Genomic DNA, 16,431 nt, shown 5'->3' on the forward strand with positions numbered 1-16,431 from the left:
CCTTTGCGCGGCTAAGGGACTAGCGGAGGCCGGATGGAAGTTTCCGACCTTCGCATCGCTCTGTTCAGCGGCAATTACAATATGACGGTCGACGGCGCGAACAAGGCGCTCAACCGGCTTGTCGGCTATCTGCTCGCCCAGGGCGCCGCCGTCCGCGTCTATTCCCCGACCGTCGCCAATCCCGATTTCGCGCCGACGGGCGACCTTGTCAGCGTGCCCTCGATGGCGATCCCCAATCGTCCCGAATATCGCATTCCGCTGCATTTTTCGTCGCGCGTGCGCGAAGATATCGCCGCCTTTGCGCCCAACATCCTCCATATCTCCAGCCCCGACCGCGTTTCGCGGCAGGCGGCGGCGTGGGCGCGGCGGCGCAAGCTGCCCATCGCCTGTTCGGTCCACACGCGGTTCGAAACCTATTTCCGCTACTACAACCTCTCCTTTCTCGAACCGCTGGTCGTCGCCTGGCTGCGCAAGCTCTACCGTAAATGCGACGCGCTGATCGCACCGTCCGAAAGCTTCGCACAGGTCCTTCGCCAACAAAGGATGAACTACGACATAGGCATCTGGACTCGCGGGGTCGAACGCGATGTCTTCAATCCTGGCCGCCGCGATCTCGACTGGCGCAGGTCCTGGGGTATTGCGGACGACACGCCCGTCATCGCATTTCTTGGCCGGCTGGTGATGGAAAAGGGGCTCGACGTGTTTGCCGACACGGTCGATCAGCTTCAGCGACGCAAAGTCTCGCATCAGGTCGTCGTGATAGGCGAAGGGCCAGCGGGTGAATGGTTTGAGTCGCGACTGCCCGATGCGAAATTCGTCGGCTTTCAGGGGGGTGAGAATCTGGCCCGCGCCCTGGCGTCGTGCGACGTCTTCTTCAATCCGTCGATCACCGAGACGTTCGGCAATGTGACGCTTGAGGCGATGGCTTGCGGCCTTCCCGTGGTCGCAGCGCGGGCCACTGGCAGTGCCAGCATCGTCAAGCACGGCCAGACGGGCTATCTGGTCACCCCGGGAGCGATCGGTCTGTTCGCCGACGATCTCGAACGCTATTGCCGCGACCCTGAACTCCGTTCGGTGCATGGTACGGCGGCGCTCGCGGAAAGCGGCGCGTATCAATGGGACGCGATCAATCAGTCGGTCGCTGACACCTATATCCGGCTGATACGCCAGAAACAGCGGCGCGCGGGGTAGGACGATGGCCGGCGACCTGTTCGGTGGCGATGCGCCGTCCCCGCAGGACAACGGTGCCGACCGCCCGACGCCGCTCGCAGAAAGGATGCGGCCCGCGACGCTGGCCGACGTCGTCGGGCAGGAGCATCTGACTGGACCCGAAGGCGCGATCGGCCGGATGGTGGCGGCGGGGCAATTGTCGTCAATCATCCTTTGGGGACCTCCCGGGACTGGCAAGACGACGATCGCTCGCCTGCTCGCCGAGGCGGTAGGGCTGCGTTTTGCCCCGTTGTCGGCGGTATTCTCTGGCGTCGCCGACCTGAAGAAAGCGTTCGCCGATGCTGAAAAAATGGCGGCGGCGGGCAAGCGGACGCTTCTTTTCGTCGACGAAATTCACCGCTTCAACCGTGCCCAGCAGGACGGCTTTCTGCCTTTCGTCGAACGGGGAACGGTCGTGCTCGTCGGGGCAACGACCGAAAATCCCAGCTTCGCCCTGAATGCGGCTCTGCTGAGCCGCGCGCAGGTGCTTGTCCTCCACCGACTGGACGAGAGCGCTTTGGGGACGTTGATCGCGCGCGCCGAAGCCGAGGCGGGCCAGCGGCTTCCCGTGACCGATGAGGCGCGCATGGCGCTTGTTGCCAGCGCTGACGGCGACGGGCGTTTCCTGCTCAACCAGGTCGAAACGCTGTTTTCGGTGGCCATCAGCGAACCGCTCGCGCCTGCCGAACTGGCGCAATTTCTGCACCGTCGCATGCCCGTCTATGACAAGGATCGCGACGGTCACTACAATCTGATCTCGGCCCTGCACAAGGCGATGCGCGGATCCGACCCGCAGGCGTCGCTCTATTGGCTCGCGCGAATGCTCGTTGCGGGTGAGGAGCCGCTTTATACGCTGCGTCGTATCACCCGTTTTGCCAGCGAGGACATTGGCCTTGCCGACCCGCAGGCGCTGGTGCAATGCCTTGCTGCGAAGGACGCTTATCAATTTCTCGGGTCGCCCGAGGGCGAACTCGCGATCGTCCAGGCTTGTCTCTATTGCGCGACCGCTCCCAAATCGAACGCAGCCTATATGGCGCAAAAGGCCGCCTGGGCCGCTGCGCGCGAGACGGGCAGCCTCGCTCCTCCGGCCAATATTCTCAACGCTCCGACCAAGCTGATGAAAGACCTCGGCTACGGCGCGGGCTATGCCTATGATCACGACGCGCCCGAGGGGTTTTCGGGAGACAATTACTGGCCCGATGAAATGAGACCCATCGATTTCTATCGCCCCGTCGATCGCGGGTTTGAAAAGCGTATCGCCGAACGGCTCGCCTGGTGGGACGAGCGCCGGCGCGGCTCCGGGCGCGAATAGCGATGGGCCCGTTACGCTTCGAAAGCTGGGCCGATGTGGTCGCCTTTGCGTGCGCGTTGCCTGATGTCGAAATGCTGCCCTTCTATGGCACGCCCTGTCCCAAACTCAACGGCAAGGCGCTCGCGTCGCCGGGACGCGAGGCGGGCAGCTTCGCGGTGATGTGCAAGCCGGACGAAAAGGAGATTTTGCTTGAAACCGATCCCAGCACGTTCTGGCAAACTCCGCATTACGAAGGCTGGCATGCGATACTCGTCCGGTTCGGCTCAGCTGATCCTTGGCGCATCGCCGACCTTCTCCGCCGCGCCTGGTGGGATCGTGCCCGAAAGGCGCAGCGCGCTGCGTTCGGCGAGCGCCCATGACATGGTCGCAAGGCTGATTTTCGGCTTCGCGGCCGCCATGCTTGCGCTGCCCGCGCAGGCAGCCGACTCCAACCTGGGGATCGACCGCGCCTGGGCCGCGGGCTATCGAGCGGCCTTCACCTGCTCGGCGTTGTGGAACGGAGCCGGCAAGCCGCTCGACGCGATCGAACGCGACGAACTGACGGGCATCTATCCTGAGATCGAGGCCGATGTTCGCGCACTGACGGCCGACGTCGATCGTGCTGCCATGCGGGTTACCGTACGCTACAGCGAGGACATGCCGCCGCGCATCGCGCAGTGGGGCGGCCGCGAAGGCTGCGTGACCCTGCCCATCGGCGCCCAGCCGAAGCGAGTCGATTATCATTCGACCGCGAGGCGACCCGATCTCGATGCTCAGCCCTGGCCTCTGGGCGACAAGGGCGCGTCGTGGCCGCCGACGCGCGGTCTTGCCCGATTTGCCATGGCGACGTTGGACATCGAGCGCTTTGGCGGACGCACCAGTTCGCTGCTGGTCGTCAAGAACGGGAAAATCGCGCTGGAGCGCTATGAGGGCGGGCATGATATCCACACGGCGCAGCGCACCTTCTCGGTCGCCAAGTCGATGGCGGCAACCTTGATCGGTCAGGCTGCCTATCAGGGCTGGATCGACGTCACAAAGCCCGCGGGGATTGCCGAATGGCAGTCTGAGGGCGATCCGCGCGCCGCGATCACGACCGAGCAGTTGATGCGCATGGCAAGCGGATTGACCAGCGACAGTGCGGGCAACCGCAGCGATGCCATCTATATGGGTGGTGCTTCGGTGCGGCAGTGGACAACACAATGGCCGATCTTACACCCGCCCGGCACGCGGTATCGATACGCCAACAACGACACGATGCTCGCGGTGTTGTCGCTGAAGGCGGCGCAGCAGAGGGCGCAGGACGACATCAACCGGCGCGCGGCGGTCATCCGTTCCGATCGGCTGCTCGACCCCGACGCTTTCTTCGATCGCCTTGGCATGACGCGGACCTTTGCCGAACATGACAAGGATGGCGATTATATCCTGTCAAGCCAGGTGTGGACGACCGCCCGCGACCTCGCGCGGCTGGGCCTGCTTTATCAAAATGACGGGGTGTGGGAGGGCAAGCGCCTGCTGGGCGAAGACTGGCGGCGCTTTGTCACGACGCCAAGCGGGCCGCAGCCCGATGGCCCCTTCGGCTATGGCGCCGGATTCTGGCTGCTGAACAAGTCGGAAGGGGTCCCGTCCGATGCGTTCGGTGCCTTCGGCAATCGCGGCCAGTATCTGATCATGATCCCGTCGCGCCAGTTGATCATCGTACGACAAGGCTATGACGACGACAAACAGCGGCTCGACATCGCAAAACTCGTCGCTGCGATTGTCGAGGCTGACGCGGACTGATGCCGACCCCCCGGGCGGTCGCTAGGCCTCAATCCATTCCGGGGTAGCGATTGAACGCCGGCATCTCATTCAGCTTTTCCATCCAGCCTATCCGTTCGGCGATCTGGATCTGTGCGCCGGCCGGGATCAGGTCGGGGTCGTCCAGCGTCGCGGTCTGCACGTCGATCTGGCCGGGAAAGATCGCCTCGTTGGTATAGAAGAGCCCGGAACCGCAATCGGCACAGAAATGGCGGCGACCATGTTCGGACGAAGCATAGATTTTCGGCGTGCCGGTCATTTCGACATCGGACCGGTTCACCAACGCCCAGCCGACCATCGGCGCACCGGAATGGCGTCGGCAATCCTGACAATGGCAGAGCGCATGATGTTCGACCGCGGTGGGCATCGAATAGCGGATCGCACCGCAATGGCATTGGCCGCTGGCACGGGCGGGGGAATCGGTCATCGCTCTCTCCTTTTTCTTGAAAGGAGAACATATCATAAACATCGACGTGGACGCAACGACCCCGAAGATCGTCGATTCAATCGCCGATATCGCTGAGGTCGACTTGATGAGCCTTCGCCCAGTCGAGATACTGTCCCCGCGGATGGGGAGCGGGCTGCGCGAGGATCGCGCCCATGTCGGCCCGCAGTTGACCAAGGTCGAGCGACCGGATCATCGCCTTCACCGGTCCGACACCAGCGGGTGTGATCGAGAGCCGCTCGATCCCGACGCCGAGCAGTGCCATGGCTTCGAGGGGGCGTCCGCCCATTTCCCCGCAGACGCCCAGCGCCACCTTCGACCCGGCGACCGTCCTGACGACGCGCGCGAGATAGCGCATGACCGTTGGCGACAGCCAGTCGTAGCGCTCGGCAAGCCGGGGATGCGCGCGGTCGGCAGCAAAGAGGAACTGCGTCAGGTCATTGGTACCAACCGACAGGAAGTCGAGATGCGGCAACATCAGGTCGAGCGTCTCGAGCAACCCCGGCACTTCGAGCATCGCGCCATAGCGGATCGCGACGGGCAGCTTCTTGTTATGGCTGGCGAGCCAGGCGCGCTGTTTGATAAACAGGTCGCGCGCGGCCTCATACTCCCAAGGTTCGGACACCATCGGGAACATGACGTTCAGCGTCCGGCCGGCGGCAGCCTCCATCAGCGCGCGCGCCTGGACCTTCAGCAGACCTTCGCGTTCGAGCGCCAGGCGAAGCGCGCGCCACCCCATCGCCGGATTTTCCTCCAGCGCCGTGTCGGTGTTCATGTACGGCAACGCCTTGTCACCGCCGATATCGACGGTGCGAAAGATCACCGGCCGATCGCCTGCGGCATCAAGCACGTCGCGATAGAGACGCTGCTGCCGTTCCCGCGCCGGCAACGTCGCCGACACGAGGAACTGGAATTCGGTGCGGAACAGCCCGATTCCTCGCGCCCCGGTCAGGTCCAGCGCCGCGATATCTTCGCGAAGGCCCGCGTTGATCATCAACTCGATGGGTATGCCGTCCCTGGTGACCGCCGGCAGGTCACGAAGTGCCGCCAGATTGGCGCGGCGCTTTTGCGACAAGTCGAGCTTGGCGTCGAACGCATCCTGCACTGCCTGCGTCGGGCGAACCTGTACGGTTCCCGCGCCGGTATCGAGCAGCAGCAGGTCGCCTTCGCGGATCGAGGTGCGCACGTCGTTGACACGGCCGATCACCGGCACGCCCATCGCGCGCGCCACGATGATGACGTGTGCGGTCAGCGATCCTTCTTCGAGTACGACGCCTTTCAGACGGCGCCGATCATATTCCAGCAGTTCGGCTGGGCCGAGGTTGCGCGCGATCAGGATCGAATCGTGCCGGAGTCCGACCTGCGCGGCGGTGCCCATCTGCCCTGACACGATGCGAATCAGCCGGTTGGACAGATCCTCCAGGTCGTGCATGCGGTCGCGCAGCAATGGGTCGTCGATCTGGCGCATCCGCATGCGGGTCCGCTGTTGCACCCGCTCGATCGCCGCTTCGGCGGTCAGGCCGCTGTCGATCGCCTCGTTGATCCGTCGCGACCATCCCTCGTCATAGGCGAACATCTTGTAGGTCTCGATGACCTCTTCATGCTCGCCGCCGCCGCCGAATTCGGCCTGGCTTGCCATGCGGTCGATCTGCTCGCGCATCTTGTCGAACGCCGCGTAGACCCGGTGACGTTCGGCCTCGGTATCTTCGGCCACGGTATATTCGATAGTGATGCGGGGCTGATGAAAAACCGCAATCCCGGCACCCATGCCATCGACAAGCTTCTGACCCGACAGGCGCTGAGCCGACTGATCGGCGGCGGCCGCATCGGTGCGGGCGGCGGTGTCGACAAGGTCAGCGTTGGCGATCAGTTCGGAAAGGACCATCGCCACGGTCTGCAGCGTTTCGATCTCGATTTCTTCATAGCGGCGCGGGTCGGCGTGCTGGACGCAGAGGACGCCCACGGCCCGCTCGCGGCGAATGATTGGAACCCCGGCGAAGCTGTGGAACAGTTCCTCGCCGGTTTCGGGACGATAGGAGAAGTCGGGATGCGCCGCGGCCTCGTCGAGGTTCAGCGTCTCGATCTGATCGGCGATCGTGCCGACCAGGCCCTCGCCAAGACCAAGGCGCGTCACATGGACCGCCTCCTGCTTCAGACCGCGCGTCGCATAGAGTTCGAGCGCGCCGTCGCGCAGAAGATATATCGAGCAGACTTCGCTATCGAGGCATTCGCCGATGATTCCAACGACCTGGTTGAGCTTGCTCTGCGCGTTGGAGCGCGCCGCCATCACTTCGTGAAGACGGGTCAGGATTGTGCGTGCCGACTGCGCGGCGGTCGAGGGAGGGGGCGGGGCGTTCGTCATCGCCCGACCCTGCTAACAGATGCTTTGCGTCGTTGCTATGACCCCGGGCATTTTCATCGGTCGCCGCGGAACCTTGCGCCGCGCCCCAAAAATCCGAAGTCAGACGCCGCTCGGCGAAGCCGCGGGCTGGGCCGGCGTTGCGATGGGCGGCGGGGGCGCAGTCATGATCGCTGGCGGCGGCGCATATTTGGCGTCCCATGCCGCTGCGTCGAGCTGGTATCTGGCATAGGCTTCGTAGAAATCGATGAAAGGCTGGTCGAGCGTAGCGAGATGCGCGGGGGACTGCGCGACAACCTGAGCGGTGGGGGTCGACGAAACGAGCTGCGCGATTTCGTTGGCGCGCGTGCAGAAGGCTCGCTGCGCCGGCGGCTGCGCGAAATAGTTGAACAATTGCGTCGACAGGCGGTCGCGGGCCGCGATACCGTTGTTGCCATTTTCCTTGCCGAGCTGCGTGATCACGCTTTTCTCGGTCGACTTGATCACCTTGGCATGCGCCTTGATGATATTGTTGTACGCCGAAACGAGCGTTGCCTCCTCAAGCCCGCGACAACCGATGGCAGCAACATTGAGCCCGATCTTGAGCTGCCAGAAGGCGCGATCGCCCGATATGTTGCTGTTCGCGGTCACGAAGCGGCCATCGATACCGCGGCCGGGCAGGATTTGCGTCAGCGATGCATAGCCGGGAGGCAGCGGGCGCGGCGGAATGACGATGGCAACGGGCGCGGGTGGCGGCGGTGGCGGAGGAGCGACCGGTTTGGGGGCGCAGGCTGCAACGCTCGCGAGCAAACCGGCGACGATAATCTTACGCGACACATTCATGACCTTCTCCCCAACCGCGAAATCATGCGGTCTCAACCTCGTCCGCGCAACGCCGCTTCGGCCTGTTGCACCAAAGTTGCGATGATATCGGCGACACTCTCTTCCTGGGTTACCATACCGACAGATTGCCCTGCCATTAACGAACCGCCCTCGACGTCGCCGTCGATGACCGCGCGACGCAATGCACCCGCCCAGTAATGCTCGATCTGGAGCTGGGCTTCCATCATGTCGACCGTGCCCTCGTCGAGCAGGTTCGCAACTTCGCGCTGCTTCGCGGTGAAGGCTTCGGTGCTGAGGTTCTTGATCGCGCGTACGGGAATGACCGGCAAACGCGGATCGATCTGGACGCTTGCCACCGCATCGCGCGCCGAGGCGCGAATGAAGGCCTTCTTGAAATTGGGATGCGCGATGCTCTCGGTTGCGCACACGAAGCGCGTTCCAAGCTGGACGCCCGACGCCCCCATCTCCAGATAGCCTGCGATCGCTTCGCCGCGTCCGATGCCGCCGGCAACGAAGATCGGGACCTCCTCCGCGAGTGTCGGCAAGATTTCCTGCGCCAATACGCTCGTCGAGACGGGGCCGATATGCCCGCCCGCCTCCATGCCTTCGATGACCAGTGCGTCGACGCCGGAGCGGACGAGCTTTTTCGCCAGCGCCAGCGTCGGCGCAAAGCAGATCACTTTGGCGCCTGACGCCTTGATCGCCTCAAGGCTGCCCTTGGGCGGCAAACCGCCAGCCAGCACGACGTGGCCGACCCCATGTTTCGCGCATACGTCGATAAGGTCGAAAAGCTGCGGATGCATCGTGATCAGGTTGACGCCGAAGTTGCGCTTCGCGAGTTCACTGGTCGCCGCGATCTCGGCATCGAGAAGCTCGGGCGTCATCGCACCACATGCGATGACGCCGAAACCGCCGGCGTTACTGATCGCGCTTACCAGATTGCGCTCGGAGACCCAGCTCATCGCGCCGCAGAGGATGGCATGGTCACTGCCGAGAAGCTCGGTTCCGCGGGCCATCAGATCGTCAATTTTGCTCATCGGCTGGGCCTTTGCCAGCCTTGGCGGGCCGGCGCAATCACTTCGGCGACCAAACGCAACGACTTGTCCTGCGAGGGAATCCGTTCGGCGCGGCAACTTCACCTTTGGGCGCAGAAAGCAAAATAATCATTGTCTACTAAAAAGCTTGGGATAGTGTCCGCTTCGACTCATATCAAAGAAGGGCAGGACAATGAGCACTCCGAAAGAACAGCCAGGCGATGACGCCGGCATCACGTCGCGGGCCGTCCAGACTGTGCTCGACGCGCTGGAAAAGCTGAAGTTCGGCGCGATCCAGCTCACCGTTCACGAAGGCCGACTGGTGCAGGTCGATGTGACCGAGCGACACCGATATCCGAACTGAGTTCGACGACTCCCAAAGAGGATTCTCCTCTTCCTGCCGCAGACCGGACCGCCGGATGTGGCAATTTTCGTGCAACATCAAAGCAACAGGAAAATTGTCATGACCGCAAAATATCCATCCGTCCGCCGCCGCGTGGAGGCATCGTCGCTTACTCTCTCGCTTTTGCTTGCGCTCGGCGCAACGTCCGCCGGCGCAGCGGAAACGGTCGCCGCGGGTACGGCGAACGCAGTCGCCGGGAACAGCGCAACCATCACCGCAGTGGCTGCCGCAACGACTGCGGCCGCCGATCAAATCGACGACGACGTCAGTCGCGGCGACGTGATCATCGTTACCGCGCGTCGTCGCCAGGAGACGGCGCAGGAAGTGCCGGTGGCGATCTCGGTGATCCGCGGAGACTCGATCGAGGCCACCGGCAACTTCAACGTCGTGAAGCTTCAGCAGCTGGCACCGACGTTGCAGGTCTACACGTCGAACCCGCGCAATACCTCGGTCAACATCCGGGGACTTGGCGTGCCTTTCGGCCTGACGAGCGACGGTTTTGAACAGGGCGTCGGTATCTATGTCGACGACGTCTATAATTCGCGTGTCGCGGCCGCGACCTTTGATTTCCTCGATGTCGATCAGGTCGAAGTCCTGCGCGGACCGCAAGGGACGCTGTATGGCAAGAACACCACGGCCGGCGCGATCAATATCACGACCAACCAGCCCACCTTCGATTTCGAAGGCAGGGCGGAACTGAGCGTCGGCAACCTCAACTACCGGCAGGCCAAGGCTGCCGTTTCCGGCCCGCTGTCGGAAACTGTCGCCGCACGTATTGCAGTCGCCGCGACCAGTCGCCGCGGCACGCTGTTCAACGTCACGAGCAATCGCTGGATCAACGAACAGGACAATCTGGGTCTTCGGGGTCAGTTGCTGTTCAAGCCCAACGAGGATCTCAGCATCACGCTGTCGGGCGACTACAGCAAGCAGGATCCCGAAGGCTATGGCACGGCCTTTGTCCGTGTCGGAACCACGCAGCGCCCGATCAACCGCCAGTATGACGCGCTGATCGCGGCGCTCAACGCCGCCAATCCGGGACGGAACTACGCGGTGCCCAGCCGCAACGTTTATGACCGTCTGACCGACATCGACGCCAACCTCAACGCGGGCAACAAGATCGGCGGTGCGTCGGCGAAGGTGAAACGGGACGTTGGCCCCGGCACCTTCACCTCGATCACGGCGTGGCGCTTCTGGGACTGGCAGCCGGAGAACGACCGTGATTTCACCGGCGCGTCGATCGTTTCGAAGTCGCAGAACCCCTCGCAGCAAGACCAGTACAGTCAGGAATTCCGATACAATTATGAAGGCGATACTATCGACTTCGTCGCCGGCCTGTTCGGCTTCAAACAGAGGATCGACACGCAGGGGACGGAGCAGCAGGGCGTGAACGCCAGCCTTTGGAGCCTGACCGCCGCGCAGGGCGCAAACAATCCGGCTGTCCTGAACGGCTTAACCGCGACGAACACACAGTTCCTCAAGAGCACGAGCGGTGCGCTCTATGGTCAGCTCAGTTACAAGCTGACCCCCGAACTGACGATTCAGCCGGGTATCCGCGTCAATTATGACAAGAAATCCGGCTTCTATGAGCGCGTGGTGACCAACGGCGCGGGTCAGGTCATCAATTGCACCCCGCCGCTGGCGACGAATAGCGCTCTTGCGGCGCAGTGCGGCGTCTATCAGCCACAGAGCACGTCGCCGTCGGTCAGCGACTGGAACTTCAGCTACGACTTCAATGTGAATTACAAGGTCGCGCCTGATGTCCTTGCCTATGCGACCTATGCGAAAAGCTTCAAGACGGTCGGCATCAACCAGAACGGCCTGCCGCTCAACAGTGCGACCAACCTGCCCGATCTCTCCGCGAGCACGGTGAAACCGGAATCGGTCAATCACTTTGAGATCGGCCTTAAAACCCAGTTCCTGAACCGTCTGGCGACCTTCAACCTCACTGCCTATCGCACGGAGATCAAGAATTTCCAGGCGACGGTAAACGGCGGCCAGTTCGGCACCGTACGCGGCTACCTCGCCAACGCGGACAAGGTTGTGTCGCAGGGAATTGAGGCGGACTTCAAGATCCGCGCGAGCGACCGCTTTACCGCATATGCCAACGGCGCCTACACCGACGCGAAATACAAGAAGTTCCTCAACGCACCATGCCCGCCGGAACTGTCCGGTGGCACCTTCGTGACCGGCAACCAAGTGCCTGATGCCCCGGGCCAGGCCGGCAATACACCGACGCATCCTGCCGCCTCTCTGAGCCCCAGGCAGTGCGATATTTCGGGCCAGCGTCTGCCGGGCGTGTCGAAATATGCCTTCTCTTACGGCGCCGAGGCCAATGCGCCGCTTACCCTGCTGGCTAAGGACGGGCAGATCTATCTGGGCGTTGACGGCAATTACCGCTCGCACTGGAATTCGAACGCATCGCCTTCGATCTACACGGATGTGAAGGGCTATGCGCTGACCAACTTTCGTGTGGGTTTCCGTTCCGATGGCTTCGACATCTTCGGTTGGGTCCGCAACGCATTCGACGTGAACTATATCGAACTGCTGCAGGTCGCCCCCGGCAACACCGGCCTGATCGCCGGTACGCCCGGCGATGAGCGGACATGGGGCGGAACGGTGAAGTTCAACTTCTGAACTCCCTGTCTCGCGAGCCGGAAGGCAAAAGGAAAGGGTCGCCCCGCGGGGCGACCCTTTCTTTTTTCGGGAAAGCGCGTCAGCTCTGCCGACGGCGGACGGGGCTATCTTCCCGCTCCCGCTGTGATGGCATTCAATACCGTAGCGGTCGATCAACCCGCTTCCGAACAGCATATTGTATTCCCTTTGGCTGCCGTTCGGTGGGCCGTTTTCGTTTCGGGACCGGCTTGCCGGGGGCCGGCAACCGATTGGCGTGTGATCGGTTCATTCGATGACTATGTTCAGCTTATTCGGTTAGGTCGATTGAAGGATGCAGCTTATTCTTGTCCCGTCCGAACGAAAGGATGGCGCCATCGACTCGACGCCTGCCCGTGCCGACCATTTTCTGGCGACCGACAAGTCGGCCGCGGGTCATGCGCGCGTCACCGCATTCGATCATCATCAGCGGATACCAACCAAAAGAGGAGAGACTGCATGAACGCCCCAGAAAAAGGCTGCCCCTTCGGCAAAGATCGTTTTCGTTCGCTGCTCGGCCGGACGAACAAGGACTGGTGGCCCGACGCACTGCCGCTCGACATCCTGAACCAGGGCGGTGTCTCGCCCGATCCGATGGGGGAGGACTTCGACTATGCGAAGGCGTTCCGGTCGATCGACTATCAGGCTTTGAAGGATGATCTGACCGCGCTGATGACTGACAGCAAGGACTGGTGGCCGGCCGATTATGGCAATTACGGGCCCTTCTTCGTTCGCATGGCGTGGCACGCGGCGGGCACTTATCGCACCGCCGATGGCCGCGGTGGGGCCAACAGCGGACAACAGCGCTTCGCTCCGTTGAACAGCTGGCCGGACAATGGCAACCTCGACAAGGCGCGCCGCCTGCTGTGGCCCGTCAAACAGAAATATGGCAGTAAGATAAGCTGGGCCGACCTGTTCATCCTGGCGGGCAATGTCGCGATCGAGTCGATGGGCGGGCCGGTCTTCGGCTTCGGCGGCGGCCGCAAGGACGTCTATGAGGCCGAGCGTGACATTTATTGGGGCGCCGAGGATCTGTGGGTCAGCGAGGGCGTCCAGACGCGGATCGATCCCGACAAGGAACTCGACCTCGAAAACCCGCTCGCCGCGATCCAGATGGGCCTGATCTACGTCAATCCCGAAGGACCCGGCGGCAACCCCGACCCATTGCTGTCGGCGCGCGATATCAAGGTGACGTTCGAACGCATGGCGATGAGCCACGAGGAAACGGTGGCGCTGACCGCCGGCGGCCACACCTTTGGCAAGGCGCATGGGGCAGGGGACGCCAGCCTGGTCGGACAGGCTCCCGAGGCGGCGGATATCACGCTAATGGGCCTTGGCTGGTCGAGCAGTTTTGAAACCGGCGTCGGCGCGCACGCGATTACCAGCGGTATCGAGGGCGCGTGGGTCAACACGCCGACTGAGTGGTCGGAAAACTATTTCCGACTGCTGCTCGACTATGACTACGAACTGGTGCGCAGCCCGGCGGGCGCGCAGCAGTGGCAGCCGGTGGACCAGAAGGAAGAGGACATGGCGCCCGATGCCCATAATCCGGGGCGGCGGGTGCCGACGATGATGACCACCGCCGACATGGCGCTGAAAATCGATCCGGAATTCCGCGCGATCTCGGAAAAATTCCGGACTGACCATGAGGCGTTCAAGGACGCTTTTGCGCGCGCCTGGTTCAAGCTTTGCCACCGCGACATGGGGCCGAAGGCTCGATACCTTGGCCCCGAAGTCCCGGCGGAAGACCTGATCTGGCAGGATCCGGTCCCGGCAGGGAGCAAACCGTCCGATGGGGATGTATCGGCGTTCAAGACGGCGATCCTCGGATCGGGTCTCGGCGTCGGCGAACTCGTGAAGGCAGCATGGGCATCGGCCTCGACGTTCCGAAAGTCCGATTTCCGTGGCGGAGCAAATGGCGCGCGTGTCGCGCTGGCACCGCAAAAGGACTGGGCGGTGAACGATCCGGCTGAATTGTCGAAGATCCTGGCGAAGATCGATGCGCTGCGTGGCAATATGTCGCTGGCGGATGCGATCGTGCTGGCGGGTTCAGCGGCGGTTGAGAAGGCCGCGAAGGATGCCGGCTTCGACGTTGCCGTTCCCTTTATCGGCGGTCGCGGCGATGCGACGGCGGAATGGACCGATGCCGAGAGCTTCGAGGTGATGGAGCCGAAGGCCGATGCCTTCCGCAACTATCTTGCGGCCAAGCATAGGGTGAAGACCGAGGAGTTGATGCTCGAGCGCGCGTCGCTGCTGGGCCTGTCGGTTCCCGAAATGACCGTGCTGATCGGCGGCCTGCGAGTCCTTGGCGCCAATCAGGGCGGACGCAAGCACGGGGTGTTGACCAACCGCGTCGGTCAGCTCACCAACGACTTTTTCGTCAACCTGCTCGACATGGATACGCTTTGGGAAGTCGTCGATGCGAGCGGGGACGAGGAGTTCATCGGTTACGTCCGTGGTGGGCGCACCGAACGATGGCGCGCGACGCGCACGGACCTGATCTTCGGGTCCAACTCGCAGCTTCGCGCGACCGCGGAAGTCTATGCGGAGAGAGGGCATGAGGAGAAGTTCGTCCGCGACTTCGTCAGGGCCTGGACCAAGGTGATGAACGCCGATCGTTTCGACGTCGCGTAACGCGCCGCGGCCGGCACGGCAGATGTCTGCACGCCGGCCCCGGCCCCATCGCGACGGGTCGCAACCCGCCCCTGGCTCATAGCGCCGGGGGCGGGTCTTTTTTTGCCCCGCCGCCATGGGGTGCCGCTCTACGGCCTCCGCGCTGCCCAGGACTCAGTGCGCATCCGTCGGCACCGGGCCGCCGATTGGTGGCGGCTTGCAAAAGGGGACCATGATGAGGGCAGCCAGAAAGATGTATGACATCAGCCGGAAGACGTCGTCGAAAGCGAGCGTCTGCGCTTCGCGGCCAACGAGACGGCCGAGGGTGCCTTCGGCCATCTGCTGCGCGAGTGCCGGGTCGGAAACATAGCGGCCGATATGGCGGGCCAGTCCCGTCGCGGCTTCGTTTGCGGTGGTGGCTGAGCGGCCGAGCGCCTCGGAAAGGCGCAGCATGTGGATACGCAAATTGTCGCCGAGCCAGGTGTTGACGAGCGCAATTCCGATCGCCCCACCGAGGTTACGCATCAAGTTGAACAAGCCTGACGCATAGCGCAGTTCGGCGCCCTCGAAATTGCCGAGCGCGAGGCCGACCGACGGTACGATGCACAGCATGATCGCGAAACTGCGCACCACCTGCGGCCAGAAGAGCGCTGCGAAGCCCCATTCGGGGGTCATGAAACTGAACATCCACAGCCCCACCGCGAAGAGGCTGAGCCCGAAGGTGATGACGATGCGCTGATCGACGCGATGCGACAATGCAGCCGCGATCGGCACGCCAAGCAGTTGTGCCAGCCCGGAGACGAACACCGTGGTACCGATCTCGGCGGCATTATAACCCTGTACGCGGCCGAGGTAGATCGGGATCAGATAAGTGCTCGCATAGAGACCGAAGCCGATCACCAAATTAAAGACACAAGCGAAGACAAAGGTTGGCTTTCGGAAGGGCGACAGCTTCACGATCGGTCCGTCCGAGCGGAAGGATCGTTCGAGAAATAGTCCGAAGGCGACGAACGACAGCCAGGCGCCGATCGCGATCTCCGGTTCGCTGAACCAGTCGTGCTTCGGGCCTTCCTCGAGTACGAATTCCAGTCCCGCGAGGAACACCGCCATCGAGGCGAGGTGCACCCAGTCGATACGGCGGAGCATAGACAGGTCGGGCTTGTCGATGCGAACGAGTGCGAGGATCGCCAGCGTTACCGCCGCACCAGGTGCAACGTTGATGAAGAACACCCAGCGCCAGCCCAAGCTGTCGGTGATCCAGCCGCCGACCGTGGGGCCAAGCGTCGGCGCGAGCACCGACACCATGCCAAGGATCGCGGGGATCATCGCGCGCTGTTTCCCGCTGAACAGCATATAGCCCGTCGCGAACACCGTCGGGATCATCGCGCCGCCGACGAAGCCCTGGATGGCGCGGAACAGGATCATCGATTCGATGCTCCACGCGAGGCCGCACGCTATGCTTGCGAGTGTGAACAGCGCGGCCGAGGCCGCGAACAGCCAGCGCGTCGACAAAGCCTGCGCGAGAAAGGCCGAGAAGGGAATCATGACGAGTTCGGCCATCAGATAGGCAGTTTGTACCCAGCTTATTTCATCGGGTCCGGCACTGAGTCCTGCCTGTACCTCGTTCAGCGATGCCGCGACGATCTGGATATCGATCAGAGCCATGAACTGTCCGAAGGCCATCACCGCAAAGATCAGATATTTGCGCGCGTTGGACATCATTGCCGGATCGAAAGCCGCCTCGCGAGTACCGGCGGTAACGGGAATTTGCCTGGGGGAAAGCGGGATGGAGGCCATGGGTCTTGTATC

Annotated in this window: 12 protein-coding genes; 7 read left to right on the forward strand and 5 right to left on the reverse strand. The window is 62.8% G+C overall.

The window, feature by feature from the left end:
- The first annotated feature begins 33 nt into the window (after positions 1 to 33).
- From JNM03_RS16745 to JNM03_RS16760, 4 genes are read left to right on the forward strand one after another with little or no spacing between them, the layout of a single operon-like run.
- Positions 34 to 1,191, forward strand: a complete 1,158-nt coding sequence (locus JNM03_RS16745) for a glycosyltransferase family 1 protein (RefSeq protein ID WP_294038353.1) — start codon at positions 34 to 36, stop codon at positions 1,189 to 1,191.
- A 4-nt stretch (positions 1,192 to 1,195) separates the two neighbouring features.
- Positions 1,196 to 2,521 carry a replication-associated recombination protein A gene (locus JNM03_RS16750; protein ID WP_294038354.1) on the forward strand — a complete coding sequence of 442 codons (1,326 nt, stop codon included), beginning with the start codon at positions 1,196 to 1,198 and terminating at the stop codon, positions 2,519 to 2,521.
- Between the two features lie 2 nt (positions 2,522 to 2,523).
- Positions 2,524 to 2,880 (forward strand): MmcQ/YjbR family DNA-binding protein, encoded by a 357-nt coding sequence (locus JNM03_RS16755; RefSeq protein WP_294038356.1) that lies wholly within the window; start codon positions 2,524 to 2,526, stop codon positions 2,878 to 2,880.
- A 1-nt stretch (position 2,881) separates the two neighbouring features.
- The gene (locus tag JNM03_RS16760) at positions 2,882 to 4,279 is read left to right on the forward strand and encodes a serine hydrolase (RefSeq protein WP_294038358.1); all 1,398 of its coding nucleotides are present in this window, start codon (positions 2,882 to 2,884) and stop codon (positions 4,277 to 4,279) included.
- A gap of 28 nt (positions 4,280 to 4,307) precedes the next feature.
- Here the strand turns inward: JNM03_RS16760 and JNM03_RS16765 are convergent, their stop codons facing one another.
- The 4 genes from JNM03_RS16765 to JNM03_RS16780 form a co-directional block, all read right to left on the reverse strand.
- Positions 4,308 to 4,724 carry a GFA family protein gene (locus JNM03_RS16765; protein WP_294038363.1) on the reverse strand — a complete coding sequence of 139 codons (417 nt, stop codon included), beginning with the start codon at positions 4,722 to 4,724 and terminating at the stop codon, positions 4,308 to 4,310.
- Positions 4,725 to 4,800: 76 nt separating this feature from the next.
- Complete coding sequence (ptsP, locus tag JNM03_RS16770; RefSeq protein ID WP_294038365.1) at positions 4,801 to 7,104, reverse strand: phosphoenolpyruvate--protein phosphotransferase; 2,304 nt, start codon at positions 7,102 to 7,104, stop codon at positions 4,801 to 4,803.
- 99 nt (positions 7,105 to 7,203) lie between these two features.
- Positions 7,204 to 7,923 carry a hypothetical protein gene (locus tag JNM03_RS16775; RefSeq protein WP_294038367.1) on the reverse strand — a complete coding sequence of 240 codons (720 nt, stop codon included), beginning with the start codon at positions 7,921 to 7,923 and terminating at the stop codon, positions 7,204 to 7,206.
- A gap of 32 nt (positions 7,924 to 7,955) precedes the next feature.
- Positions 7,956 to 8,960 carry a nitronate monooxygenase gene (locus JNM03_RS16780; RefSeq protein WP_294038369.1) on the reverse strand — a complete coding sequence of 335 codons (1,005 nt, stop codon included), beginning with the start codon at positions 8,958 to 8,960 and terminating at the stop codon, positions 7,956 to 7,958.
- 190 nt (positions 8,961 to 9,150) lie between these two features.
- Between JNM03_RS16780 and JNM03_RS16785 the strand changes: the two genes are divergently transcribed.
- From JNM03_RS16785 to katG, 3 genes are all read left to right on the forward strand, one after another.
- Positions 9,151 to 9,321, forward strand: coding sequence for a YezD family protein (locus JNM03_RS16785; protein WP_294038371.1), 171 nt, complete (start codon positions 9,151 to 9,153; stop codon positions 9,319 to 9,321).
- Between the two features lie 99 nt (positions 9,322 to 9,420).
- Positions 9,421 to 11,994: a TonB-dependent receptor gene (locus JNM03_RS16790; RefSeq protein WP_294038373.1), complete on the forward strand. Its 2,574-nt coding sequence runs from the start codon at positions 9,421 to 9,423 to the stop codon at positions 11,992 to 11,994.
- Between the two features lie 474 nt (positions 11,995 to 12,468).
- Positions 12,469 to 14,643 (forward strand): catalase/peroxidase HPI, encoded by a 2,175-nt coding sequence (gene katG, locus JNM03_RS16795; protein WP_294038375.1) that lies wholly within the window; start codon positions 12,469 to 12,471, stop codon positions 14,641 to 14,643.
- 153 nt (positions 14,644 to 14,796) lie between these two features.
- On the opposite strand, the gene JNM03_RS16800 is transcribed toward katG, so the two are convergent.
- Positions 14,797 to 16,419, reverse strand: a complete 1,623-nt coding sequence (locus tag JNM03_RS16800) for a DHA2 family efflux MFS transporter permease subunit (protein ID WP_294038376.1) — start codon at positions 16,417 to 16,419, stop codon at positions 14,797 to 14,799.
- Positions 16,420 to 16,431 lie beyond the last annotated feature (12 nt).

Origin of the sequence: Sphingopyxis sp. (genome assembly GCF_016793825.1) — a bacterium.
GTDB lineage: Bacteria > Pseudomonadota > Alphaproteobacteria > Sphingomonadales > Sphingomonadaceae > Sphingopyxis.

Excerpts from the sequence above, each read along its gene's own strand:
- JNM03_RS16745 (WP_294038353.1), top strand. The coding sequence starts at position 34 with ATGGAAGTTTCCGACCTTCGCATCGCTCTGTTCAGCGGCAATTACAAT.
- JNM03_RS16750 (WP_294038354.1), top strand. The coding sequence starts at position 1,196 with ATGGCCGGCGACCTGTTCGGTGGCGATGCGCCGTCCCCGCAGGACAAC.
- JNM03_RS16755 (WP_294038356.1), top strand. The coding sequence starts at position 2,524 with ATGGGCCCGTTACGCTTCGAAAGCTGGGCCGATGTGGTCGCCTTTGCG.
- JNM03_RS16760 (WP_294038358.1), top strand. The coding sequence starts at position 2,882 with ATGGTCGCAAGGCTGATTTTCGGCTTCGCGGCCGCCATGCTTGCGCTG.
- JNM03_RS16765 (WP_294038363.1), bottom strand. The coding sequence starts at position 4,724 with ATGACCGATTCCCCCGCCCGTGCCAGCGGCCAATGCCATTGCGGTGCG.
- ptsP (WP_294038365.1), bottom strand. The coding sequence starts at position 7,104 with ATGACGAACGCCCCGCCCCCTCCCTCGACCGCCGCGCAGTCGGCACGC.
- JNM03_RS16775 (WP_294038367.1), bottom strand. The coding sequence starts at position 7,923 with ATGAATGTGTCGCGTAAGATTATCGTCGCCGGTTTGCTCGCGAGCGTT.
- JNM03_RS16780 (WP_294038369.1), bottom strand. The coding sequence starts at position 8,960 with ATGAGCAAAATTGACGATCTGATGGCCCGCGGAACCGAGCTTCTCGGC.
- JNM03_RS16785 (WP_294038371.1), top strand. The coding sequence starts at position 9,151 with ATGAGCACTCCGAAAGAACAGCCAGGCGATGACGCCGGCATCACGTCG.
- JNM03_RS16790 (WP_294038373.1), top strand. The coding sequence starts at position 9,421 with ATGACCGCAAAATATCCATCCGTCCGCCGCCGCGTGGAGGCATCGTCG.
- katG (WP_294038375.1), top strand. The coding sequence starts at position 12,469 with ATGAACGCCCCAGAAAAAGGCTGCCCCTTCGGCAAAGATCGTTTTCGT.
- JNM03_RS16800 (WP_294038376.1), bottom strand. The coding sequence starts at position 16,419 with ATGGCCTCCATCCCGCTTTCCCCCAGGCAAATTCCCGTTACCGCCGGT.